The following is a 22,302-nucleotide window of genomic DNA, read 5'->3' on the forward strand; positions in this document are numbered from 1 at the left end:
GGTCCCCGCGACCCGGGGCCCGTTGCCCCGCACCGTCCGCCCCTCCGGCCCCGGCCGTCCCGCACCACCCGCGTGGCTGCGGCCGTCGCGCACCACCGGCCACCGCAGTCGTCGCGCACCACCCGAGCACGTCTCCGCACGCCCCCGAGAGGAGCACGCCATGTCCACGCTGACCGAGCCGACGACCACCACGTCGGCCCCGCTGCCGAGCACCACCACCCCGACGATCGAGGTCCTGGGCGCCGTCGTGCCCGGGAGCGACACCGTCCTGACCCCGGACGCGCTCGCGTTCGTCGCCGCGCTGCACGCCCGGTTCACGGGTCCCCGCCACGACCTGCTGCTCGCCCGCCAGCGCCGCCGTGAGCGCTTCGCGAACGGGCTCGACCCCGACTTCCGCCCCGAGACCCGGCACGTCCGCGAGGACCCGACGTGGCGCGTCGCCGGCCCCGGCCCGGGGCTGGAGGACCGCCGCGTCGAGATCACCGGCCCGACCGACCGCAAGATGACGGTCAACGCGCTCAACTCGGGCGCGAAGGTGTGGCTCGCGGACCTCGAGGACGCGACGTCGCCGACCTGGGAGAACGTCGTCGGCGGGCAGGCGAACCTCGCGCTCGCGATCCGCGGCCGGGTCGACTTCACGTCCGACGAGGGCAAGGAGTACCGCGTCGGCCCGACGACGCCGACCATCGTGATGCGCCCGCGCGGCTGGCACCTCGCCGAGAAGCACCTGCGCTTCACCGACCGCGCCGGGCAGCGCACGCCGGCCTCCGCGAGCCTCGTCGACGCCGGGCTGTACCTGTTCCACAACGCGCACGCGCTCATCGCGCGGGGCCGGGGCCCGTACCTCTACCTGCCCAAGATCGAGGGCTACCTCGAGGCGCGGCTGTGGAACGACGTGTTCGTGTTCGTCGAGCAGGAGCTGCGCCTGCCGCGCGGGTCGATCCGCGCGACGGTCCTCATCGAGACCATCACGGCGGCGTTCGAGATGGAGGAGATCCTCTACGAGCTCCGTGAGCACTGCGCGGGCCTCAACGCGGGCCGGTGGGACTACATCTTCAGCATCATCAAGAGCTTCCGGTCGCGCGGCCCGCGGTTCGTCCTCCCGGACCGGGCGCGCGTCACGATGACGGTCCCGTTCATGCGCGCCTACACCGAGCTGCTCGTGGCGACGTGCCACCGGCGCGGGGCGCACGCGATCGGCGGCATGTCGGCGTTCATCCCCAACCGCCGCGACCCGGAGGTGACCGAGCGCGCGCTCCAGCAGGTGCGGGCCGACAAGGAGCGCGAGGCCGGGCAGGGGTACGACGGCACGTGGGTCGCGCACCCCGACCTCGTCCCGGTGGCCCGCGCGGTGTTCGACGAGGCGCTGGGCGACCGCCCGGACCAGCGCGACCGGCTCCGCGACGACGTCCGGGTCACCGCCGCCGAGCTGCTCGACATCCCGTCGGCCGGCGGCGGCGAGCCCGGCGCGGTCACCGACGCGGGCGTCCGCAGCAACGTGTCCGTCGCGCTGCGGTACCTCGAGGCGTGGCTGCGGGGGAGCGGCGCCGTGGCGATCGACAACCTCATGGAGGACGCCGCGACCGCCGAGATCTCCCGCTCCCAGCTGTGGCAGTGGGTGCACCACGGGATCGTCACGGCCGAGGGCACCACGATCACGGCCGAGCACGTCGAGCGGGTGCTGGGTGCGGTCCTGGACGAGCTGCCGCGCTCGGGGAGCGACCGGTACGACGACGCCGCCCGTCTGCTGCGCGAGGTCGCGCTCGACGAGCACTACCCGACGTTCCTCACCGTGCCGGCGTACACGCAGCACCTCGTCGAGCGGCCCACGCCCTGACGGTGCGGCCGGTCACCGGTTGTCGGGCCGGTGACCGGCCGCTCGTGACTCGGGGACGCTCGACGCGTGTCCGCCCTGGGCGAATAAAAAACCTCTGGCGGATCGCCGGAGCCGGACGTAGCGTCGTGGGCACATGGGAAAGGAGGTGGTCCTGAAGTGATTTCTCTTCGGACGCGTGAGGTGACTGTCCGCTAGTCGCCCGAGTACTCGGACGGATTGCTTCGATCCACCCGGTGCCCGCTGGTCCTCAGGACCGCCGGGCGGCGAGCGAGATCCAGGCAGCCACCGCAGCCCGTGGGAGCCGCGCACTCGTCCAGCGCGGCAGGGCCCCGACAGGGGTCCGGCCCACGGGCTGTTCCCTGCCCAGACGCAGGCGGAGGACGTGGGGTGCACGGGCTTGAGTCGCGGCCACCCAACCGCGGCGGAGTTCCGATGCGGTACGGGGCGGACAGCGCGTCCGTGTCAGAGGTTGCGCCAGCCCGGGTACGTCGTGGTGCGGCGCCGGCGGGCGCGGGGTCCCGTGGGGGCCTCCTGCCAGCGGGCCCGATCGGTGGCGAGGCGTTCGTCGGCGAGCTCGAACGCGTGCGTCAGGTTCCTGCGCAGCCAGGTCGGGTCGGCGGGAACGTCCCACTCGGCGCCCGTGCCGTGGAAGCTGTACGTCCGCGGGACGGTGGCGTTGGCCCGCGACAGCACGTTCAGCGGGAAGCGCGGGAGCCCGATGTCGACGATCGGCTCTCCGTTGAATACCAGCCCCCTGGACGGGTCGCGCCAGCACACCCACCGGGAACGAGGGAACCGGGCGAGGGTCAGGTCGCCCAGGTAGACCCCGACGAGCTCCCACAGTCGGAGCACCTGCGGCGACGCTGCGCGCTCCCCGTCTGAGCCTCGCGTGGGTCCGCTCGGGCCCGGCAGCCACTCCGGGCGCCAGTCCATGCCATCCGGTTCGTCGGCCAGCGCCGTGTCGATGTACCACGCGTTGAGTGCGTCCAGGCCCTGGAGGGTGCTGTCGAGCTCCGGTCCGCCGGTCTCCGTGATGCGTTGCCGGAGCTGGGCGCGCCGCTCGGCCAGCGCCGCGACGAACCGCTCGAACCGCGCGTCAGCCTCGTCCCACGTTGCGGCGTTCATGATGTACCTCCGCCGCAGGAGAGGTGAGTCGCGCACGACCGAGTCGGCCCACTCCCGGCACGCATCCAGCACCCTGCATCCCTCCGGTCGCCGCGACGAGTCACACCGAACCTAGAGTGCCGTCGGCCCCGGACCGGGACGGGAGATCGCGAATCCACCCGCACCGCCACCCGTTCGGACGGGTCCGAGGACGGGCACGATGACGCCGTCGCCTGACCGGGCTGGGTGCCGTCGTCGAGCCGGGCCGGAGCCCTGCCGCATGACTCTCCGGGACCGGCCGCACCCTCGGCGAACGTCGCGCCGGCGCGTGGCGTCGCGGATGAGGGCGGCGTCGACCAGGTGTGCCGCTGGACCGCGGGACGGCCGATCTCGACGACGCTCGAGCCTGTCCCCGGCCCTCAGCTCTCGCCGCTCCCCGCAGCGGCCTTGCGCCGTCGCGGCGCTGCGGACCGGGGCGGCGTCCGGCGCATGTGGTCCCTCGCCCGGCCCAGGATGTCGGCGAGGGTCTTGACGTCCTCCCGCGACAGCGGCGCGAGCAGCAGGTCGTCGACCACGGCGACGTGACCCGGCAGGACCTCCCCGAGGACCGCGCGACCCTCGTCGGTGAGGGTCACGGTCACGCTGCGCTCGTCCTCGAGCGACGGCGTGCGGACCACGAGCCCTCGCTTCTCCAGCGTCTGGGCCTGGTACGTCAGGCCGCTGCGGCTGTACACGACGCCGTCCGCGAGGTCCGTCATGCGCCGGCTGCCCCCCGGCGCGTCGCCGAGCGTCGCCAGGAGCTGGAACTGCACGTAGCTGAGCCCGCCCGCGTCCTGGAGCTGCTGCTCGACGGAGTGCCGGAGCAGGCTGCTCGCCTCGATGAGCGCGAAGTACGCGCCGAGCTGCACGGCGTCCAGGGAGCGCGGGGTCGGGGACATGGCACAAGTGTATCAATGCTTCGAGTCCGTAGCACTTGCTTCTGATTCGAAGTAGGTCTAGCGTCGTCCGCAGTTGCTTCGAACCCGAAGCACATGACGGACGGAGATCGATCATGAAGGCAGTGCTGTTCCACCAGACCGGCGGTCCCGAGGTCCTGCGCTACGAGGACGTGCCCCAGCCCGTACCCGGGGCCGGCGAGGTGCGGGTCCGGGTGGCCGGCTCGGCGTACAGCCCCGCGGACGGCGGGATGCGCGGCGGGTTCCTGCCGATCCCGATCACGCTGCCCCACATCCCCGGCTACGACGTCTCGGGGACGGTCGACGCCCTCGGCGACGGGGTCGACGGCCTCGCGGTGGGCGACGACGTCGTCGGGTTCCTCCCGATGGCCGCGGACGGCTCGGCCGCCCAGTACGTCGTCGCTCCCGCCGTCGCGCTGGTCCCGGCGCCGACGCGCATCCCCCTGGCCGACGCCGCCGGACTGCCGTCCGTCGCTCTCACCGCGTGGCAGGCGCTGTTCGAGGCGGGCGGGCTGCAGGCAGGCCAGCGCGTCCTGATCAACGGCGCGGGCGGTCCCGTCGGGGGGTACGCCGTGCAGCTCGCGAAGCGTGCGGGCGCCCACGTCGTCGCGACCGCGAGCCCGCGCAGCCGGGAGAGCGTGCGGGCGTCGGGGGCCGACGAGATCGTCGACCACACCACCACCTCGATCCTGGACGCAGTCGTCGAGCCCGTCGACGTCCTGCTCAACCTCGCGCCGATCACCCCCGAGCTGTTCACCGCCCTGGCGACGCGGGTCCGCGACGGCGGGGTCGTCGTCTCCACGACTCCGAGGGTCGAGACGCCCGCCGACCCGCAGCGCGGGGTGCGCGCGGTCACGGTGTTCCTCCACCCCGACGCGGACGTGCTCTCGCGGCTCGTCGCGCTCGTCGACAGCGGCGAGCTGCGCGTCGAGATCGCCCGCCGCGTGCCGCTCAGCGAGCTGCCCGAGCTCCACGCGGAGGCCGAGGCCGGGCAGGTCCCCGGCAAGGTCGTGGTCGTCCCGCCGGGGGAGTGAAGGACTCGGCTCGGAGCAGGCGGGCGCGACGGTCGGTCGGGCGCAGTCCTCACCCAGCCGGCCGTGGTGGCTCGCGAGCGGTGCTGACCGCGCGTAGCCGAGGCGTCATCGACAGCTCGTCTCAGAAGGCGCACGACCGCCTTCGATGACACGCGTTGTTTCGAACCAGCTTCTGAGACGGCCTGCTGCGCGGGCCGGAGGTCTCGGTTGTCGGTGTTCGCAGTCGCGTGCACGGGTGCTCGCGCCCCTCTGCACCGGGGTCGCGTGAACAAGCGTTTGACGGTCGTCAGTGGTCGGCGGTCGCTGGCGCTCCGGTTCAGGACAACGAACTCAGGTCCGTCGGGCGCCACCTGACAGCACGCCGGCCGCCGGATGTGACAGGACCCCCGGCGCTGTGGGCCGGGGGTCCTGTCAATCGTTGCATCGCCACGTGCGCGGCGCGTCCCTACTCGTAGACTTCCAAGTCCTCGACGGGGACTAGGGCGATCCGGCCATCCGCAATTGGGCCGCTCCACTCCAGGGTGATCGCTCCCCCATCGGGCAGGTCAACACCTGCGAGAGCCAGGTGCTCGAGGGCCACGACAGGCACGACCTCCTGTTCGCGGGACTCGAGCAGCACAGTGACCGGTATTGCTGCCACCGAGCCGCCGAGGTCGTGCGCCAGTCCGAGTGTCGCCTGAGCCTGGTAGGACTCCCATAGCAGTTCGACGGCGCGCATCGCTCCCGCGCCGCTCCCTTGGACGTACTCGGGCGAGTACGTCGTCGCAGCGACCCACCCTCCGGCTTGTCCACGTGCTCCGTGCAGAAGCTCGATGCTCGACAGCAGGTCACCGGCGTACGCGTACGCACCGAGCGCACGCGGATGCAGCGGCGGGTCCTGCACGCCCCAGACCGGGAAGTGCGCACCACGGGGACGCTCGACCGACGGACCCGTAGCACCAGATACGAACCTCATCAGCGCCGCTAGCTGATCGGGACGCCGTCGACGCGGGGGCCGCCCGTGTAGCAGACCCCGTTCTCAGTCGTCACCTCGGCGTTGATCAAGGTCCCCCCGTAATTCTGCGCGCTCGGGACGTAGAAAACAGTTTCCTTGCGCCACAGAGTACGTCCATTGAGATTACCTGAATCGGGCAGGTGAGCCGTCCGACCATCCACTATCGAAGTACTGAACAGGAGAACATCGGTGGCATACTGAAAGCCGGACCGGTTGAGACTGAAGGCCGCGCTCATGAACCCTTTTCGATCGTTGCTTCCTTCCGACCGCCAGTCACGGACCTCGATGCTCGACCAGCCGCAGCTTCCTGTCCGAATGTCCTTCGCTGCCGGGGAGTGCCCACTCGACGGCCCAACGACCCCGCGGACACTCGTGCGTGGACGACTCCACTCACCCTTCGTGACGCGATCCCTCCACGCGGCTACCGCCGCCTCGACCTCGGCCTCTGTACCGGAGACGGAGAAGGTCTGCACCGCAGGGGCAGGCTCCGCCGCTCTCGGCTCCAGACCTGATCCCTGAGCGCCCTCTGAGGGCTGGAAGGTCATGGGTGTCATCGCGACTACCGCGCTCACCTCCTCGGCTTGCGCCTCCTCCCCCGAGGTGACCTCGGGCGGGAGCGCCGCCCCGGACGCCACCATCACGGCGACCATGGCCCCCACGACCCCGCCTACGCGACTACGCAACATCGACATCTCCCCCCGAACGATCAGCCGGATACGGGTAAACCGCCGTAGCGGTGCGACCCACCTCACCGGACCACACGCCGCGACGGACACACAAGGGCTGTTACCGCAGAGTCGGCGCTGCAATGTTCCGCCACCGGCCCCTCCTTCGGTCGCCAAGCAGGGACGACGCGCGGGGCTGTTGCCAACGCGATGATCGCGACCGCGCCGTCAGCGACGATTGCCGGCAGCGACCGGCTGGAGCACGACCTCGATCGGTCGGGGGATCCGCGTCATCACACCAGTCGCGATGCCGGCTCGCCCATGCTGCTGGCCCGCTCTCGTCGAGCGGGGTCCCTTTGCGCCACGACGGGCAGCCCTTGCCGCCCCGGCGAACTGAGGCTGTCGGTTTGGGGTACACCCCAACACCACACCACCCGACCCCGCCGAACAGCGTCCGGATAGGGTCCATATCATCGTTTCTTGACGCCTGCCCTGCGACTTCTTAGAGTTCAACCTGACACATCGCGGGTAGAGAGGCGGGGACGATGCGCGTCGGGTACATCCGGGTGAGCACCCTGGACCAGAACACGGTCCGCCAGCTTGACGGGGTCGAGGTCGAGCGGGTCTTCACAGACCGGGCGTCGGGCAAGGACACCGCTCGGCCCCAGCTCGCCGAGCTCATCGCGTTCGTCCGCGACGGCGACACGATCGTCGTGCACTCGATGGACCGCCTCGCCCGCAACCTCGACGACCTGCGCCGCCTGGTGCGGACCCTGACCGCCAAGGGAGTGCGGGTCGAGTTCGTCAAGGAGCACCTGACCTTCACCGGCGAGAACTCCCCCATGTCCACCCTGCTGCTGTCGGTCATGGGCGCGTTCGCCGAGTTCGAACGCGCCCTGATCCTTGAGCGCCAGCGCGAGGGCATCGCCGCGGCCAAGCAACGCGGGGCGTACACCGGCCGACGGCCCGCCCTCACCCCCGAGCGAGCGCAGCAGCTGCGCGAGCGCGCAGCCACCGGCGAACCGAAGTCCGCCCTCGCCAAGGAGTTCGGCATCAGCCGCGAGACGCTCTACAACTACCTGCGCGCGGCCTCCGCACCCGGCTGACCGGTGCCTTCCCGCAGGTCCACCGGGAACGAGAGATCGAGCTCGTCGGCGTCCGGGAGGAACCCGGCCGGGACGCTGTTGCGCTGCAGGAAGGCGATCTCCCGCTCGTGCACTGCCCGGTGGGGTCTGCCCTTGGTGAGCACGGCCAGGACTTGCCGGGCGCTGGCCCGATCGGTGCGGGCATGGTCGAGCATCGTCTGCGCCGCGGCGGCGGCGTCGAGCCAGACGGCCCGGTACCGCGAGGGTGGATCGCCGGCGTACACCTGACGCCACGGTGCCGGTTGTATGGCAGCGCCCAGGACGCCGCGGGCGGCGATACGGCCGTCGGTGGCCAGCTGCAGGGGGACCGCGGCGGCGTGCAGCATCGTCTCCTGGGTGCCCCACGGCAGGTGCTCGTAGGGCTGCCAGAGCCGCAGCCCGGCCCTGACCGGGTGCCCGGAACTCTGCCAGACCAGCTCCAGCGTCCGGCCCTCGCGCCGGCCCATCGTGCCGGGGGCCAGGCTGAGCTCGTGCACCAGCGTGCGCAGCAGCCGGAACCACACACCCGCGTGCACGTCGCGGCCGGGCAGGTTGACCCGGCCGCTGAGCAGGGCCTGGTGGGTGTAGCGGTCCAGAGTCGCCAGCGGTTCGGGTACCGCAACTGGAGCCGGCGGCCGTCCGTGCACGGCCATCTCGAGCTGGACGGTGACGGTGTCCTGCAGGCGGCAGCCGTGCTCTCCGCAGCCCACCATCAGCGGCAGCCGGCCGAGCAGAGTTCGGCCCCGGTCGGGCAGCGCGGCGCACACCGGGCAGGTCCGGTCATGCCGGTGCCGCGGCCGCCACGGACCGCGCCATGTCTGATACCGCGCCACCTGGCCAGCGCCTCCGGTCCGCGGTGCTAGCAGCACCGAGTACGCGCGGACGTAGGCGTCGAACGCCGCTTGCGTGTCGGGAGCCTCGACGGTGTCCAGCAACCATGGACGCCACCCGGCCAAGGTCATGCCCTGGATCCGGGCGAGATCCACGCCAGTACGGTCGGCCAGCGCGGCGAGCAGGGCCGCGGGCGGATCGTCGTCGAAGTCATCGGGGACGGCCAGGCCCGCGAGGCCGAGGTTGCCGGCGAGCAGCTCGCCCACCGACAGGTGTAGATCCTGGCGATGCGGGCGAGCCAGGAGGACAGCGCCTCCAGCGGGCCGGGCTGCGGGTGCAGCGGCCACCGGGGGCTCACACCAGCTCCCGCTCGAACAGCCGGCGCCGCTCGGTGGGCCCGACGTAGGAGGCCAGCAGCAGGGTGCGCTGGTTGATCGACTCCTCACCGGAGCCCAGCGCCGCGACGGCGGCGTCGGTCAACAGCCGGGTCAGCTCACCGATCGTCCCCTCGCTGCGGGTGAGCAGGTACACCGCCATTTCCTCGGTCGCGATCGGCGAGGGCCGGCGCAGCGGGAACGAGGCGGCGAAGCTGGCCAGCAGCGAGCACGCCTCGGACCCGGCCTCCCACAGCGGCAGGGGGTACGGCTCGAACCGGTTCTCGAGCTGGTCGTCGGAGCGGATCGCCAGGTACGCCTCACGGGTGCCGACCCCCACGAGCGGGATGCGCAGCTCGTTGCCGAGGAACCGGATCAGGTTGAGGAACTCGCGGCGCACGTCGCCGCGGCCGGCGAGCACGTTGTGCAGCTCGTCGACGACCAGCATCCGCACTCCGGCGGCGCGCAGCAGGGCCAGGCCGAGTTGCTCGAGCTCGGCAAGGCGCTGCCGGGGCCGCAGCGGCGCGCCGAGTGCGGAGAGCAGCGCCACATAGAAGCGGAGCACCGACGGCTCGGACGGCATCTGCATCACCAGCACCGGAAATTCCTCGTGCCCCGAATGGGAGACCGGTGGGTGCTGGCGCCGGAACTTCTCCACGATCATCGACTTGCCGTTGTTCGTCGGGCCAAGCAGCAGCAGGTTGGGCATGCGCTGGCGGGCCGGCCAAGTCAGCAGCTCCTCCAACCGGTTCACCGCGTCCGTCGCGCGGGAGTAGCCGATCCACCGCTCGGCACGCACGTGTCGCAGCCGTTCTTCGACCGGCAGCAACGCCACCGCCCGGGCACCCGGGTGCAGGTGCGCGAGGTCCGCGGCATCCTCGCCGCCGCTCACCACTGCTCGATCACCGCGAACGGCTGCGCGGCCGCCGCCGGCACGCTGGGTGCCGCCGGCGGCACCCCGGGGCCGGTGGTCGTGACCTGCACCGGTGGCTGCGCGGCGCGGCGCTGCACATCACGACGGGCCCGGCGGGTCGTCGCGGCAGCGGTGTCGGTGATCGCGCGCATCTGCTCGACCATCCGGAACAGGCCCGCCTCGTCGACCTGGGCGCGCCCCTGCTCCCGCAGCCGGGCCACCGCGGCCTGCTGCTCCCACAGGGTGACCGGCGGATGAGCCAGCGTCCGGTACGGCACCTCGAGGTAGGAGTTCTCGTCGGGATCGAGGACCCAGATCCGGCTCAGGTCCCGCGGGTCGCGGCGCAGGATGAACGGGTACAGGTGGTCACGGCGGGCGACCCACGGCTTGAGCGCGTCACAGAAGTAGCGCACGTGATCCACGACGAACCCGGTCCGAGTGAGTCTCCGGCGGATCACCGGGAGGAAGTCCACCAGGAACGCGGTCTCGCTGGTCACCGTGAGCGGCGCTGACGTGGCGGTCCCTGCGGCCCACACCGCGGCCGGGGTCTGCCCAAGCGTGGAGTGCACCTGCCCGTGATACGAGGCCACCGCCAGGGCCAGCCACCGTTCCAACTCCCGGACCGTGAGCACCGCCCGTGCGTCCGAGTCGTACCCGCCGCGCTCGCGCGGGTTGGAGAACGTGGTCCCCGCCAGTTCGTGGACCTGCTGCATCATCGTGCCGATGACCCGCTCGACGATCCCGCCGAAGTGCGGCTGCCCTGGCGGGCGCCACCGCAAGGTGATGCCGTGCTGCTCGCAGCCACGACGCAGCGCCTCGCTCTTGAACTCGGCCGCGTTGTCGACGTAGACCTCGAGCGGCTTGCCGCTCATCGGCCACACCACCTCCACGCCGAGCCGCTGCAGCCAGCTCCGCTTGTCCATCACCGTGTGCGTCAGGCACAACCCGACCGACAACGCCGACGGCGCCTCCAAGGTCACCACCAGCCCGACCACGCAGCGACTGAACACGTCGATCGCCACCGTCAGGTACGGCCGGCCAATCGCGAGCCGGTGCCGCTCGTCGACCACGATCAGATCCATCGAGGTGTGGTCCATCTGCACCTGCTGCAACACCTCCGTCACCGCCGGCGGCACCCCGCCCGCGGCCCGCAACGCCCGCGCGATATCCCGGCCCTGCCGGGCCGTGGTCGTGGCGACCGGGTCCAGCCTCGCCGCGCGGCGCGCCAACGTGCCCCGCGACGGCACCCGCAGGCCCTGAGCTCGGCACCGGCGGGCGACCTCGCGGTGCACAGCCGCCAGTGAGCGGCGCTGCCGGGACACGTACCGACTCCGCAGCACGTCGCGCATCACCGTCTCGACCGGCTCGGGCAGATGCTCCCGACCCCGGCCGCCGCTGGACCGGCCCGGGACCAGGTCCGACACCACGCCGGACCCAACACGCCACCGAGCCAGCAGCGCGTACACCTGTCGCCGAGACACCCCCAGCTCCGCCGCCGCGGCATCAGCGGCACGGTGGCCCACCGTCGGGGCGCCGGCCAGCGGACCGATCACCTCCGCCCGGCGAACCGCGACCGCCCACACCTCCGCCGGCGCAGTCAGCACACCCCGCTCGAGGACCGACGGCTCATCGACCATGCCCAGCCTCTCACTGTCGTGCACAGGAGTACGGAGCAAATCGACCGTAGTGCAGGCGAGTCCAGGTCCGCCGAAGGTCCGCCCTTCCGTGCACAGCACCTGTCCACGCCCACGGAACCGTGCAGAGGACCTCGGACTCCGACATCGGTGCGTCCGTGCAGGGCCTGTCTCAGAACCAAGGAAGTGGGACGTCGCTCAGCGGCGGTGAGCGGCGGCTCCCGGACGCAGCGGCGCCGGTGTTTCGAAGTCAGGTTCAAGGGTGTCCCGCCGCGTCGTGCGATCACAGCGAGGTGGACGTGCTCGTCGTGCCCTGCCTACCCGCCGTTCTGCGCCTAGCGTCTGGCTGCCTGCCGAGCCATGGGCGGCCTGTGTCGCTCGATCACCCGCGCGCCTACGAGGCCTATCGCGCCGCCTGCAGGGGAAGGTCACCGTCAGTGCCTGCGTGTGGGTCATCGCAGTGACGCTAGCTCCGGCCATGAACGGGCGTCAGCCGGCGCGAGGGCTGGCGCGGCTCGTCGCGACGCGGTACCGCGCTTGAACCGTCGTACGGGCGAAGGCCCCGCTGCTCGTGTGTGCAGCGGGGCCTTGCCTGAGCTCACACCGGCGTGCCGTCGGACGGGCCGCCCGGTGCTGCAGCGCCTGGATAGCCGGCGCCGCGGCTGGTGTCAGTGCCCGTCGTGGGTGCGGTGGGTGTCGTAGTCGTGGTCGTCGCCCTCGATCTCCTTGGCGAGCAGGTAGGACCCGACGGCCCAGACCGCTGCGCCGAGGAACCCGACCCACACACCCAGGTCGGTGGCGAGGTCGTCGCCACGCTCGAGGCCACCCATCGGGTTGAGGGCGAAGGCGAGGCACTGGATGGTGGCGGCGATGCCGACGGCCATCGAGACCAGGGTCAGACCGCGGTGCTGGCCGCGGCGGGCGCGCTTGCCGGCGTAGATGAGGGCCACGAGCAGGCCCAGGCCGAGGTAGGCGATGAACGGGACCAGGGAGTCGGTCTCGTAGCCGGTGCGGGGGTCGGCGTCGTCGGCGGGGTTGACCCAGTTGAGCAGGGGGGAGATGTTGAACACCACGATGCCGGCCGCGGCCACGGCCAGGCCGGTGCTCTTCGCGCGGCGGGTGTCATGCGTCCCGGTCGAGCCCTTCGATGCGTTCATGGGGGGTGTCTCCGATATCCAGGGGTACGGCCCCACGATCGATCGCCGGGCCACCCGCAAGGTTGGCACCGCTCCCGCACCCTCGCCACCGGTGGTGCTGCCGAAACGCCTGCCCTACGCCGACTGAAACGACCCGTACACGCGCGGTCGGTTTGGCTGAAGCACGCCATGGGTTGACAGCCGGGGTCATGCCCGAGGGGTCGTTGGCTTGTGAGCTTGCTCGCTTTGCGTGGACCGTCTGCGATGAACGGCTACTCGCCGGGCGATCGTTGTCCGCTGGGGTGCTGGCCGTGCAGGCGTCCGTTCCCACAACCAGCTCCGATTTCTTCCGCCGACGTGAAGGCGCGCACCGTCGTCGCGCGAGACGAGCACGCGAGATCGGTTAGTGAGCGCGGACGCACGCGGCGACCGAAGAGCACCGCCTCGCGGCGTCCCCGCCCACGTGATGACGGCCGGATCAGTGGTCAGGTGGCGCGCAGCACTGTGCGAGAAGTCGGCGGCCAGAAACCGCAGAAGCGGTCAACCTGCGCTGGACTCCACCCTTGCGTGAGAGTTGAGGTCTGTGGCCTCGCTCACGGCGGGTCCCGCCCCGCGTGGCAGACAGCAGCCTGGGAACTGCATCCCAGCGTCAAGAGGACTACTGACGGCTCACCCGGGTCGGGTCGGCCAGGGCCTTGAAGGTGCGCGCGAGTGGGTCAGCGGTCCTCGTCCGGTCGGTCGCCGGTCCGCTCTTCCGCCGACCGTCGGTGGATCGCGGCCAGAAGATCGGGTGACGGCTGCACGACCCTGATGTCGGCGGGCATGTCGATCTTCGCATCGATGAGCGCTCGGGCGACGGTCTCGATGACGCGGTCGCGTGTCTCGAGTGCCTCGAGCTGGCGAGCGCCGGACCAGAACCGCAGGTCGAAGTTGATCGTCGACGGCGCGAGCTCGGTGAGGAGGCACTCCGGCGGGGGATCGTCCGCCACGCCGGGTACCCGGCGAACCGCATCGAGCGCGATCGATCGTGCCCGGCCGAGGTCGGTCGAGTAGTCGACGCCGATCGTGACTGTCGTACGGATGTGTGCGTAGCCGGTCTGGACGGTGAGGACTTCGCCGTGCACGGTGCTGTTCGGGACCAGGACGCGGCGTCCGTCGAACGTCCGCACGACCGTCTCGCGCAGGTTCACCTCCTCGACCGTGCCCTGGGTCGCACCGACAGCGATCTGGTCACCGGCCGTGAACGGCTCGCGGACGAGGATGATCACGCCCGCGAAGAGGTTCGCGAGCACGTTCTGGAATGCGATGCCGATGGCCACAGACACGATGCCCAGGCCGCCGAGGACGTCGACGGGCTGCACGCTCGGGAAGGCCACGGTCAGGCCCGCGCCGACCGCGAGGGCGCCCAGAAGGAAGGCAGCGAGCGTGGAGAACACGCGCGCGTAGGAGGGCGTGTGCCGGCGTGCCAGCCACCAGCGCACCATCACACGCACCAGCCTCGCGAGCAGGATGCCGACGACGACGACGCCGGCCCCGATGGCCAGCTGGCGTGGCTCGATCGCCGGCAGCTCCAACCCGCTGCCCGCTCGGGACAACTCGCGGCTCTCGCCCTCGGGCGCCACGGTGACCCAGCGGAGCGAGGAGCCAGTGACAAGCATGGGTCGAGTGTCCCCGTGCCCGCCCCGGTCGGCGCGCGGACGGCGTCAGGGATGAATGCGCGGGCGCGCCCGGCACTCCGCGGCGAGGCGCGTCAGCGGCACACCATGGGGGCCTGTGCCGGCATGATCGCGGCAGATCCGTCCTGATCCCTGGCATGGTGGGCGGGATGACTCTCGTGCAACGTCTGAGCGAGCGGTTCTGGTTCATCCCGGCGCTCATGTGCGCGGCAGCGTTCGTGCTCGCGGAGACCTTCATCGCGCTCGACCGCCGGCTCGGCGACCTCCTCGTACCGGGCTGGGCATCGGTCTTCCTGTACCGCGTCGGGGAGAGCGGGAGCCGGGACATCCTGGGGGCTATCGCCTCGTCCAGCCTCGCGGTCGCAGGTACGACCTTCTCCATCACCATGGCAGTGCTCGCGCTGACCTCGTCGACCTACGGGCCCCGACTGGTACGCAACTTCATGGCAGACAGGGGCAACCAGGCGGTCCTGGGCGTCTTCGTCTCGACCTTTCTCTACAGCCTGATCACCCTTCGGTCCATCCGCGTGCTGGGCGACCCCGGCAATCAGGATGCCGAGGTCTTCGTCCCCCACCTCGCGGTCAACGCCGCCGTCATCCTCGCCGTGGTGAACGTCGCCGTCCTCATCTACTTCATCCACCACATCAGCGACTCCATCCAGGTCTCGACGCTCGCCAGCGCCGTGCGCTCCGACCTCCTCCGGGTGATCGACCGGCTCTATCCCGACGACGTCGGACGTGCCCAGCCCGCGCACGAGGAGCACACGACCGCTGCGCTGGCGATCGTCGAAGCGCACGGTGCGCCGGTCACCGCCGAGCGTTGCGGCTACATCCAGTCCATCCGTGACGAGGAGCTGATGGACGCTGCTCGGCGGTACGACGTGCTGCTCGCGCTGCAGGTGCGCCCCGGCGAGTACGTCCTCGACAACACGGTCACGGTGCTGATCCATCCGCCGGATCGGGCCGACGACCGGCTGATCCGGTCCATCCGGTCCGCGACGCAGATCGCTGACGCGCGCAGCCCTCACCAGGACCCAGAGTTTGCCGTCCAGCAGCTCACAGAGATGGCAGTCCGGGCGCTCTCACCGGGCACCAACGACCCCTATACCGCGATCAACGCCCTCAACGACCTCTCCGCGGGCCTCGCCCGACTCGTCGCGCGCACACCACCATCGCCCGCACGCCTGGACAAGAACGGCTCCCTGAGGGTGCACGCCCCGGCAGTGGACGCGCGTCACCTCATCGGGGCGGTGATCGACAGCATGAGGTGGTACGCAGCCTCATCACCACAGGTCATGCACGCCACCCTGGACGTCCTCGAGCGCGTCGGCGACCACGCCGCCACGGCGGACCTTCGCGCGGACCTCGTCAGACACGTCGATCTCCTCGAGGCGGCGTTCACCAATGCCGGACTTCAGCATCACGACGTCACCGAGCTCACCCGCCACGCTGCGTCCGTGCGCCGTTCCCTCTTCCGCGCCGGCTCCAGCCACGCCTGATCCACGGCAGCTCATCGGCCGCCGGACGACAGGACCTCCGCGCCGTCGTCGGGCGCCTGGCCGCGTCGGCTGATACGCAAGGGGGATGTGGTTCGACTCCTGGAGCGATCTGATTCGCGTGGGCCTCGTCGGTGCTGCGGCTTACGTGACGCTCGTGGTCCTGCTCCGCCTCTCAGGCAAACGGACGCTGGCCAAGCTCAACGCCTTCGATCTCGTCGTGACGGTGGCCCTGGGATCCACCCTTGCCACGATCCTGCTGAGCACCGACGTGTCGTGGGTTGAAGGTGTCGCCGCCATGGTGCTCCTCGTGGGTGTGCAGTTCCTCGTGTCCTGGGGATCGGCACGCTTGCCCCGAGGTCGCGCGTTCGTCACCTCCCGGCCCACGGTGCTGCTGCGCGACGGTGTACCGCTGGACGACCGCATGCGCCAGCAGCGCGTCACCCTCGCTGAGGTGCGACAGGCAGTGCGGAGCACAGGCGTCGGAGGGCTAGATCTGGTGGCAGCCGTGGTGCTCGAGAGTGACGGGACACTCAGCGTCATCACCCTCGCGCAGTCCGGCGACGGATCCGCCCTGCACGACCTCCACTGAGGTGACTTCTTCGGATCGAGCCGAACGGACTGTGACAGCCGTCTGTCTCGTGGGTCTCTCGCTCGTGGTCAGTGCGGGGCGCAGGTTGTGCGTGGAGGCGCGTGCGGCGGCCCATCGAGGGCCGGGACTGGCGGTGGGACGGGGGTGCGCGGACAGCAAGTCACCTGACGGCGCGAGTCGTTGGTAGGTCGGGCGCAGCCGCGGCAATGGTTCGCACGGAGACACCGTCCTCTAGGCAAGGAACTGAGACGCGGCGGCTGAGAGGGCGGCGGCCGCGGACGTGCGGGGACAGTAGGTGCGGACGATTGTTCGGGCGAGGGCGAGGGCGGGGAGGTCGAGGCCGGCGCGATCGGCGGCGTCGGTGAGTGTGCGTCGGGCGCTGTGGGGGTCGATCCGGTCCTGGCCGATGAGGTAGCCGACGGCTTGCTCGATGACGTCTCGGTCGTCCAGTGCCTGGGGAGCGTCCTGGGCGTAGGTGCGGGTGCGGAAGGGGAGGTCAGCGTTGGCGATCGCGTACTGGACGCCGGGGCCCAGGACCGCTTGCAGCGCTTCTTGGGCGTGGTCGAATGCGTGCGGGTCGGCGGCGTCGAGGGTGATCGAGCCCTGTCCGACCCCGGCATCATCCGTGGCATCGACAGGCTGCTGCGTACGTGCGCGGCGGCGGTCGCGAAGTGCTGCCAGCGGTCTTCGGCGAGCATGTCGCCGACGGTGAAGTCGGCTCCGGTGAGTGCGGTGTCGACGCACGGTCCGCCGTCGATGTCCTGGGCGGCGTCGAGCTCGGCGGCGATCTGGGAGTAGGCCACGAGGGTGAAGGTGAGTGCGCTGTCGGCGAGGGTGAGGCTGATCCCGACGCTCGAGGGCACGATCGCCGCTACGGCATCCGCGAGGCGGCGGATGGCGGTCTCGAGGTCGAGGTCGGAGGTGGAACTGAGCTCGCGCGGCAACTCGGCTGTTCCGGGTAGGGGTTCCATCGCTCCGCCGTGGCCCGGGAGGCTTCGCCTCGCTTGCTCGTGTGCCCCTGGTGCCGGAGGTTCACGTCCGTAGCGTTCAACCGCGCGGCCCAGCGCAGCGGATCGCCACTCGGCGCACTTCCACCGGTTGACAGCAGGGGTCATGCTGGAGATGTCGTCGGCTCTTTGAGCCCGCTCCTTCGAGTGGACCGTCTGCGATGAACGGCTTCATGCCGGGCGAACGCAGTCCGCCGAGGATCCTGATGCAGACCTATCTCCTTCCCCCTGTCCACACTCTGTGCGCGGACGTGACGGTGTCCCGGTCGACGGGCGGTGTGCTGGTGACCTTCGCCGGTGAGCTCGACGCGAACCTGGCGGGGCCGTTCACGGCGGTGGTGGGCCTCGTGCAGCGCGGGGGTCTGCCGGTCGAGGTGGACCTTGGTGCCGTGCAGCTGCTTGGGTCCCAGGGTGTGCATGCCCTGCTGGCGTTGCGCGACGCCGCACCCCAGGGCAGGTTCACGGTCCGGTCGCTGAGCGTGGAGGCGAGCGCGACTCTGGCCGCGTGCGACATCCAGCTGCCCACCTCACCCGCGCCTGAGCACGCGCCCGACCCGGCAGGGCCGGCCGGTGGTGAGGTCGCGGCTGGCACCTCCCACCCGGACCCGACGAGGACGACGCTCGTCGAGGAGCGCGCGAACGCGACCGTGGAGATGCACGACCTGGTCGCGTCGAGCACGTCGCTGGACGGGTTCGTGCAGGCGGCCGCCGACACGGTCGCTCGCCGCCTGGGTGCGTCGGGGGTCGCCCTGGCCGTGCACCGCCCGGGCGGCCCGACGGTTGTGAGCCGGCAGCCCGAGGTGCTGACGTCGGTCATCGGGCTGGTGCGGTTGCTGGGGGACGGCGCCCGGGTGGTGCTCAACGTCTACGGGGCAGGTGCAGCAGAGCGCCGGGTGGCCGAGCGGGCTGAGATGTACGCCGACGTGATCGCCCGTGCGGTGCCCCTGCAGCTGCGGCTGAGCGATCAGGCGCAGGTCAGCGCCGACCTGCAGGCGGCCATGGAGTCGCGGTCGGTGATCGACCAGGCGCTCGGGGTGATCATGGCCGAGAACCGCTGCACCCGGCCCGAGGCGTTCAAGATCCTGCGCAGCGCGTCCCAGAATCGCAACGTCAAGCTCCGTGATGTCGCCGCCACCATCATCGAGAACCTTGTGGGCACCCCGCCGGAGCCGGGAGTCTTCCGGCCTCGAGGGCACCACGACGACGCCCGGGAGGCAGCGGACTCGCCCACGACCTCACGGCCCGGCCCGTCCGCGTAGCCCGGCCACTGCGGACCGGTCGCGCGGCGGCCCGGTCGGCTGTCCCCTAGCGTCGAGGGGTGACAGCGGCGCCTGACGACAGCTCTGGACTCGGCAACCGTCGCTAGCCCGCCGCGTGCGAAGGCGGGGCGGTCGGTCCAGCAGCAGGTCGGTCAGGCTCGGCAGGTCGAGCTAGGACGCTGATCCGCTCGCGGCCTAGTGGTCGAGAGGGTCGGCAGGCGTGGAGCGGGCGATCTGGTGGGGCGTGAGGGCGGCGGGTGGGGTTGCGCAGCCCGGACCGCCGCGCCTGAGCCAGGCTTCAAGCTCCTCGGCGGGCGCGTCGCCGGCGAGGCGTTCGAACCAGACCGGCCGACCGGCCAGGCGACGTCCGGCTGGGCTGGGGCGGGCGACCACCACGTCTCCGCGATCGCACTCGTCTAGGCACTCAGACACGGTGAGGTCCGCGACACCGCGCTCGTGCAGCGCGCGCAGCCGGGCGATCTGGCCACCCTGGAGCGGGTCACTGGTGCCAAGGGTCTCTCCGGCGCACAGGCTGCACGCCGTCAGGCCGGGCCGCGTTCGGCGCGTTGAGGGGTGCGTGGAGCTGTCGGACACCCCGGGAACGCTCCCTGGATGCACTGCCAACTCCTCGCTCGCTCTTCACCATGCCCGCGCGCCACGAGGTCGGCCGCCCGCGTGACAGGGCGGCCGACCTCGTGGCGGGTCAGCTGGCAGACAGCAGGTTCTGCATCTCGGTGATCTCGACGGTCTGGTCGTCGATGATCTTGCGTGCGAGCTGAAGGGCGTCAGCGTTCTCGCCTTCCTCCAGCTGCTGCTCGGCCATCGCCACGGCCCCCTCGTGGTGAGCGGTCATGAGCTCGAGGAACCGCTGGTCGAACGCGGCCCCCTCCAGTCCGGCGAGCTCGGACATGGCCTGCTCCTGGTCCATGCCGTCCATCTGCATGCCGCCGTGGTCCATGCCGCCGTGGTCCATCGCGGTGGTCTCCTCGCCCCACGCCTCGAGCCACCCGGTCATCTGCTCGATCTCGGGGTCCTGAGCCGCTTCGATTCGTTCGGCCAGGGCCTGGACCTCGGGGTTGGTGGCCTTCTCGGCTGCCATCTGGGCCATCTCGATGGCGCCCTGGTGGTGGGCGATCATCATCTGCGCGAACTCGGTGTCGGCCTCGTTGTGCGCGGCCGCGTCAGCGGTCTCGCTCGCGGTCGTCTCCTGGTCGGCCGGCTCGGTGGCCGCGGGGTCGCTCTGACCGGAGCACGCGGCCAGTGTCGCCAGGGTCAGCGCGGCCGCGGCAGCGGTGACGCGTCGTCGGGTGGGGCGCATGGGATCTCCCAGGGTGGTGGTGGGCCGGTCAGGCCGGCGCGCTGGTGGTGCAGCAGCTGTCCTGGCTGGTGGTGGATGTCGCCGTGGTGGAGCAGCACGTCGTCGGCGCCTGCGCAGCGAGCGTCTCGACGGTGGGGGTCGTGGTGTCCTGGCAGCAGCTCATGGCGTTCTCCTCGGGGTGGTGACGGGGTGCCTGGGCGGGGCAGGCGGCACTCTTGAGCCTGACGGGTGGGCCTGAACCCGTGATCGTCGTTCGATCAAGGTTTGATGAAGCCGCCGTTCGCACGCCGGGGCGTGGCAGAGGCGGCACACAATGGGGTGCGTGAGCATCTCGGTGGGCCGGCGCGCGGTCGTGGTCGATGACGAGGAGCCCCTGGCGCGGCTGGTGGCCGGGTATTTGGAGCGGGACGGTTTCGAGGTGCACGTGTGCTTCGACGGCGCGCGTGCCCTGGAGGTGCTGCGCGAGGTCGACCCGGACATCGTGGTCCTGGACCTGGGGCTGCCCGGGGTCGACGGGGTCGAGGTGTGCCGCCAGCTGCGCACCTTCTCCGACTGCTACGTGCTCATGCTCACCGCGCGGGCCGAGGAGGTCGACACCCTGATCGGGCTGTCGGTCGGTGCGGATGACTACATGACCAAGCCGTTCAGCCCACGCGAGCTCATGGCCCGGGTCGGTGTCCTGCTGCGCCGGCCCCGCAGCGCCCCGGTCCCGACGGACCCGCCACCGGCCACCACGGTCACGACCGTCGGGTCGCTGACGCTGGACGCGGCGGCCCGCGAGGTCCACGTCGACGGGGAGCCGGTGGCACTGACCCGCACGGAGTTCGACGTGCTGGCCGCGTTGGCCGCCCGGCCGGGGATGGTGTTCAGCCGGCCTGCGCTGATCGAGGCGGTGTGGGGCCCGGGCTGGGTCGGGGACGAGCACCTGGTCGACGTGCACGTGCTGCACGTGCGCCAGAAGCTCGGGGACAGCGCCGAGGCGCAACGGTTCATCCGGACCGTGCGCGGTGTCGGGTACCGGATCGGGCCCGGGCAGTGACCACCACGACCTGGGGTGGGCCGTCGCGGTGGGGGCTTGCGGGGCGGCTGCTGGCCGGCATCGTGCTGGTCATGGTGGTCGGGGCGATCACCGCGTGGGCGGTCGCGTGGCTGGTCGGTCCGGCGGTCTTCCACGAGCACATGCTCCAGGCCGGGCTCGACGACCACGACGAGGCCGTCCTGCACGCCGAGCAGGCGTTCCGCTCCGCCAGCACGCTGGCTCTGGCGTTCGCCCTGGCCGGCGCGGGAGTCGCGTCGTTAGCGGTCTCGGTGGTGCTGACCCGCCGCATCGGGCGGTCCCTGGCGGCGTTGTCCTCCGCGGCATCGAGCCTGGGCGCGGGCCGCTACGACTCCCGGGTCTCGCCCCCTGGCATGGGCCGGGAGTTCGACGACCTCGCCGCGTCGTTCAACCGGATGGCCACCCGGCTGCAGGACGGGGAGCGTCTGCGTGGACGCCTGCTCGCGGACGTCGCCCACGAGGTCCGCACCCCCGTGGCGACGATCACCGCCTACCTCGAGGCGCTCGAGGACGGCCTGCAGGCCCTCGACCCGGCCACGGTCACCCTGCTGCGAGACCAGGCCACGCGCCTGACCCGGCTGTCGGAGGACCTGGCCGCCGTGACCCGGGCCGAGAGCGGGGACCTGGCTCTGGACCTCCGCCCCACCGACCCCGGTGAGCTGGTCACCGCTGCGCTCAGCGCGGCACGGGAACGCGCCACCGCGCGGGGAGTCGAGCTGACCCAGGACGTCGCTGCCGGGCTGCCGACAGTCGTGGTCGACCGGCTGCGCCTGGCGCAGGTGCTGGACAACCTCGTGGCCAACGCGCTGCGGCACACCCCCGCCGGCGGAACGGTCACCCTCAGCGCCGCCCTGGCGCGCGCTGCGGGGGTGCGGATCAGCGTCACGGACACCGGTGAGGGGATCGCCGGTGAGCACCTGCCGCACCTCTTCGAGCGGTTCTACCGCGCCGACACCGCCCGCGACCGCGCCCGGGGCGGGTCAGGGATCGGCCTGGCGATCTGCCAGGCGCTCGTGCACGCCCACGGCGGCACCATCACCGCCGTCAGCGCCGGTCCCGGCGCCGGGAGCACCTTCACCCTCACCCTGCCCGCGACCTGATCACTCCCGCACCTCACGCTGCGCGGGAGCGCGCGGGTGGCCGGGTGCGGGGGTCGAGGGGAACAGCCGGGTCACCGCCCACACAGCCACGGCCACCACCAGAACCACCAGCGCGACCGCGCCGACGACCCACGCACCCATCGCGCACCACCCTCCTCAGTCGTTGCCTCGTGTGCTCCCCGGTGACCCCGGCGG

Annotated in this window: 21 protein-coding genes; 9 read left to right on the forward strand and 12 right to left on the reverse strand. The window is 71.5% G+C overall.

All coding sequences use genetic code 11. The features are described from left to right. Positions 1 to 160: 160 nt before the first annotated feature. Positions 161 to 1,837 carry a malate synthase A gene (gene aceB / locus NXY84_RS00585; RefSeq protein ID WP_258725221.1) on the forward strand — a complete coding sequence of 559 codons (1,677 nt, stop codon included), beginning with the start codon at positions 161 to 163 and terminating at the stop codon, positions 1,835 to 1,837. A gap of 462 nt (positions 1,838 to 2,299) precedes the next feature. Here aceB and NXY84_RS00590 read toward each other — a convergent pair whose 3' ends face one another. Together NXY84_RS00590 and NXY84_RS00595 are read right to left on the reverse strand one after the other, a co-directional pair. After that, positions 2,300 to 2,962 (reverse strand): hypothetical protein, encoded by a 663-nt coding sequence (locus NXY84_RS00590; RefSeq protein WP_258725223.1) that lies wholly within the window; start codon positions 2,960 to 2,962, stop codon positions 2,300 to 2,302. A 398-nt stretch (positions 2,963 to 3,360) separates the two neighbouring features. After that, on the reverse strand, positions 3,361 to 3,879 hold the full coding sequence (locus NXY84_RS00595) for a MarR family winged helix-turn-helix transcriptional regulator (protein ID WP_258725224.1): 519 nt from the start codon (positions 3,877 to 3,879) through the stop codon (positions 3,361 to 3,363). Between the two features lie 113 nt (positions 3,880 to 3,992). Here NXY84_RS00595 and NXY84_RS00600 point away from each other — a divergent pair, with 113 nt between their 5' ends. Further along, positions 3,993 to 4,931 (forward strand): NADP-dependent oxidoreductase, encoded by a 939-nt coding sequence (locus tag NXY84_RS00600; RefSeq protein ID WP_258725226.1) that lies wholly within the window; start codon positions 3,993 to 3,995, stop codon positions 4,929 to 4,931. Positions 4,932 to 5,376: 445 nt separating this feature from the next. On the opposite strand, the gene NXY84_RS00605 is transcribed toward NXY84_RS00600, so the two are convergent. Both NXY84_RS00605 and NXY84_RS00610 read right to left on the reverse strand, forming a co-directional pair. Then, positions 5,377 to 5,814, reverse strand: coding sequence for a hypothetical protein (locus tag NXY84_RS00605; RefSeq protein WP_258725227.1), 438 nt, complete (start codon positions 5,812 to 5,814; stop codon positions 5,377 to 5,379). Positions 5,815 to 5,894: 80 nt separating this feature from the next. After that, positions 5,895 to 6,161 carry a hypothetical protein gene (locus tag NXY84_RS00610; protein ID WP_258725228.1) on the reverse strand — a complete coding sequence of 89 codons (267 nt, stop codon included), beginning with the start codon at positions 6,159 to 6,161 and terminating at the stop codon, positions 5,895 to 5,897. Between the two features lie 974 nt (positions 6,162 to 7,135). Here NXY84_RS00610 and NXY84_RS00615 point away from each other — a divergent pair. After that, positions 7,136 to 7,696, forward strand: coding sequence for a recombinase family protein (locus tag NXY84_RS00615; protein ID WP_258725229.1), 561 nt, complete (start codon positions 7,136 to 7,138; stop codon positions 7,694 to 7,696). On the opposite strand, the gene NXY84_RS00620 is transcribed toward NXY84_RS00615, so the two are convergent. The 5 genes from NXY84_RS00620 to NXY84_RS00640 form a co-directional block, all read right to left on the reverse strand. After that, entirely contained in the window at positions 7,666 to 8,811 is a 1,146-nt protein-coding gene (locus tag NXY84_RS00620; RefSeq protein ID WP_258725230.1) for a TniQ family protein, read from the reverse strand. The genes NXY84_RS00615 and NXY84_RS00620 overlap by 31 nt on opposite strands. An 88-nt stretch (positions 8,812 to 8,899) precedes the next feature. Then, on the reverse strand, positions 8,900 to 9,811 hold the full coding sequence (locus tag NXY84_RS00625; RefSeq protein WP_425322225.1) for a TniB family NTP-binding protein: 912 nt from the start codon (positions 9,809 to 9,811) through the stop codon (positions 8,900 to 8,902). Beyond that, the gene (locus NXY84_RS00630) at positions 9,808 to 11,469 is read right to left on the reverse strand and encodes a Mu transposase C-terminal domain-containing protein (RefSeq protein ID WP_258725232.1); all 1,662 of its coding nucleotides are present in this window, start codon (positions 11,467 to 11,469) and stop codon (positions 9,808 to 9,810) included. The genes NXY84_RS00625 and NXY84_RS00630 overlap by 4 nt, the downstream gene beginning before the upstream one ends. Before the next feature lie 665 nt (positions 11,470 to 12,134). Further along, positions 12,135 to 12,623 carry a hypothetical protein gene (locus NXY84_RS00635; protein ID WP_258725233.1) on the reverse strand — a complete coding sequence of 163 codons (489 nt, stop codon included), beginning with the start codon at positions 12,621 to 12,623 and terminating at the stop codon, positions 12,135 to 12,137. 695 nt (positions 12,624 to 13,318) lie between these two features. Further along, a complete protein-coding gene (locus tag NXY84_RS00640; RefSeq protein WP_258725234.1) occupies positions 13,319 to 14,260 on the reverse strand; it encodes a mechanosensitive ion channel family protein in 942 nt (313 codons plus the stop codon). 167 nt (positions 14,261 to 14,427) lie between these two features. Between NXY84_RS00640 and NXY84_RS00645 the strand changes: the two genes are divergently transcribed. Together NXY84_RS00645 and NXY84_RS00650 are read left to right on the forward strand one after the other, a co-directional pair. Further along, positions 14,428 to 15,777, forward strand: coding sequence for a DUF2254 domain-containing protein (locus tag NXY84_RS00645; protein ID WP_258725235.1), 1,350 nt, complete (start codon positions 14,428 to 14,430; stop codon positions 15,775 to 15,777). An 85-nt stretch (positions 15,778 to 15,862) separates the two neighbouring features. Then, a complete protein-coding gene (locus NXY84_RS00650) occupies positions 15,863 to 16,366 on the forward strand; it encodes a DUF421 domain-containing protein (RefSeq protein WP_258725236.1) in 504 nt (167 codons plus the stop codon). A gap of 231 nt (positions 16,367 to 16,597) precedes the next feature. On the opposite strand, the gene NXY84_RS21810 is transcribed toward NXY84_RS00650, so the two are convergent. Then, complete coding sequence (locus NXY84_RS21810; protein ID WP_396126411.1) at positions 16,598 to 16,816, reverse strand: ANTAR domain-containing protein; 219 nt, start codon at positions 16,814 to 16,816, stop codon at positions 16,598 to 16,600. Here NXY84_RS21810 and NXY84_RS00655 point away from each other — a divergent pair. Together NXY84_RS00655 and NXY84_RS00660 are read left to right on the forward strand one after the other, a co-directional pair. Next, on the forward strand, positions 16,748 to 17,164 hold the full coding sequence (locus NXY84_RS00655; protein ID WP_258725237.1) for a hypothetical protein: 417 nt from the start codon (positions 16,748 to 16,750) through the stop codon (positions 17,162 to 17,164). The genes NXY84_RS21810 and NXY84_RS00655 overlap by 69 nt on opposite strands. A gap of 370 nt (positions 17,165 to 17,534) precedes the next feature. Then, entirely contained in the window at positions 17,535 to 18,632 is a 1,098-nt protein-coding gene (locus NXY84_RS00660) for an ANTAR domain-containing protein (RefSeq protein WP_258725238.1), read from the forward strand. Between the two features lie 703 nt (positions 18,633 to 19,335). On the opposite strand, the gene NXY84_RS00665 is transcribed toward NXY84_RS00660, so the two are convergent. Next, positions 19,336 to 19,950 carry a DUF305 domain-containing protein gene (locus NXY84_RS00665; protein ID WP_258725239.1) on the reverse strand — a complete coding sequence of 205 codons (615 nt, stop codon included), beginning with the start codon at positions 19,948 to 19,950 and terminating at the stop codon, positions 19,336 to 19,338. Positions 19,951 to 20,263: 313 nt separating this feature from the next. Here NXY84_RS00665 and NXY84_RS00670 point away from each other — a divergent pair, with 313 nt between their 5' ends. After that, positions 20,264 to 20,989, forward strand: coding sequence for a response regulator transcription factor (locus NXY84_RS00670; protein WP_258725240.1), 726 nt, complete (start codon positions 20,264 to 20,266; stop codon positions 20,987 to 20,989). Further along, the gene (locus NXY84_RS00675; RefSeq protein ID WP_309485037.1) at positions 20,986 to 22,107 is read left to right on the forward strand and encodes a sensor histidine kinase; all 1,122 of its coding nucleotides are present in this window, start codon (positions 20,986 to 20,988) and stop codon (positions 22,105 to 22,107) included. Before NXY84_RS00670 ends, NXY84_RS00675 begins: the two co-directional genes overlap by 4 nt. Here the strand turns inward: NXY84_RS00675 and NXY84_RS00680 are convergent, their stop codons facing one another. Then, positions 22,108 to 22,248, reverse strand: coding sequence for a hypothetical protein (locus NXY84_RS00680; RefSeq protein ID WP_258725241.1), 141 nt, complete (start codon positions 22,246 to 22,248; stop codon positions 22,108 to 22,110). Between the last annotated feature and the right edge of the window lie 54 nt (positions 22,249 to 22,302).

It is taken from the genome of Cellulomonas sp. NS3, assembly GCF_024757985.1.
In the GTDB taxonomy this organism is placed as follows: Bacteria; Actinomycetota; Actinomycetes; order Actinomycetales; family Cellulomonadaceae; genus Cellulomonas_A.

Excerpts from the sequence above, each read along its gene's own strand:
- NXY84_RS00615 (WP_258725229.1), top strand. The coding sequence starts at position 7,136 with ATGCGCGTCGGGTACATCCGGGTGAGCACCCTGGACCAGAACACGGTC.
- NXY84_RS00660 (WP_258725238.1), top strand. The coding sequence starts at position 17,535 with ATGAACGGCTTCATGCCGGGCGAACGCAGTCCGCCGAGGATCCTGATG.
- NXY84_RS00640 (WP_258725234.1), bottom strand. The coding sequence starts at position 14,260 with ATGCTTGTCACTGGCTCCTCGCTCCGCTGGGTCACCGTGGCGCCCGAG.
- NXY84_RS00590 (WP_258725223.1), bottom strand. The coding sequence starts at position 2,962 with ATGAACGCCGCAACGTGGGACGAGGCTGACGCGCGGTTCGAGCGGTTC.
- NXY84_RS00680 (WP_258725241.1), bottom strand. The coding sequence starts at position 22,248 with ATGGGTGCGTGGGTCGTCGGCGCGGTCGCGCTGGTGGTTCTGGTGGTG.
- NXY84_RS00635 (WP_258725233.1), bottom strand. The coding sequence starts at position 12,623 with ATGAACGCATCGAAGGGCTCGACCGGGACGCATGACACCCGCCGCGCG.
- NXY84_RS00595 (WP_258725224.1), bottom strand. The coding sequence starts at position 3,879 with ATGTCCCCGACCCCGCGCTCCCTGGACGCCGTGCAGCTCGGCGCGTAC.
- NXY84_RS00670 (WP_258725240.1), top strand. The coding sequence starts at position 20,264 with ATGGGGTGCGTGAGCATCTCGGTGGGCCGGCGCGCGGTCGTGGTCGAT.
- NXY84_RS00600 (WP_258725226.1), top strand. The coding sequence starts at position 3,993 with ATGAAGGCAGTGCTGTTCCACCAGACCGGCGGTCCCGAGGTCCTGCGC.
- NXY84_RS00630 (WP_258725232.1), bottom strand. The coding sequence starts at position 11,469 with ATGGTCGATGAGCCGTCGGTCCTCGAGCGGGGTGTGCTGACTGCGCCG.
- NXY84_RS00645 (WP_258725235.1), top strand. The coding sequence starts at position 14,428 with ATGACTCTCGTGCAACGTCTGAGCGAGCGGTTCTGGTTCATCCCGGCG.
- aceB (WP_258725221.1), top strand. The coding sequence starts at position 161 with ATGTCCACGCTGACCGAGCCGACGACCACCACGTCGGCCCCGCTGCCG.
- NXY84_RS00650 (WP_258725236.1), top strand. The coding sequence starts at position 15,863 with ATGTGGTTCGACTCCTGGAGCGATCTGATTCGCGTGGGCCTCGTCGGT.
- NXY84_RS00610 (WP_258725228.1), bottom strand. The coding sequence starts at position 6,161 with ATGAGCGCGGCCTTCAGTCTCAACCGGTCCGGCTTTCAGTATGCCACC.
- NXY84_RS00665 (WP_258725239.1), bottom strand. The coding sequence starts at position 19,950 with ATGCGCCCCACCCGACGACGCGTCACCGCTGCCGCGGCCGCGCTGACC.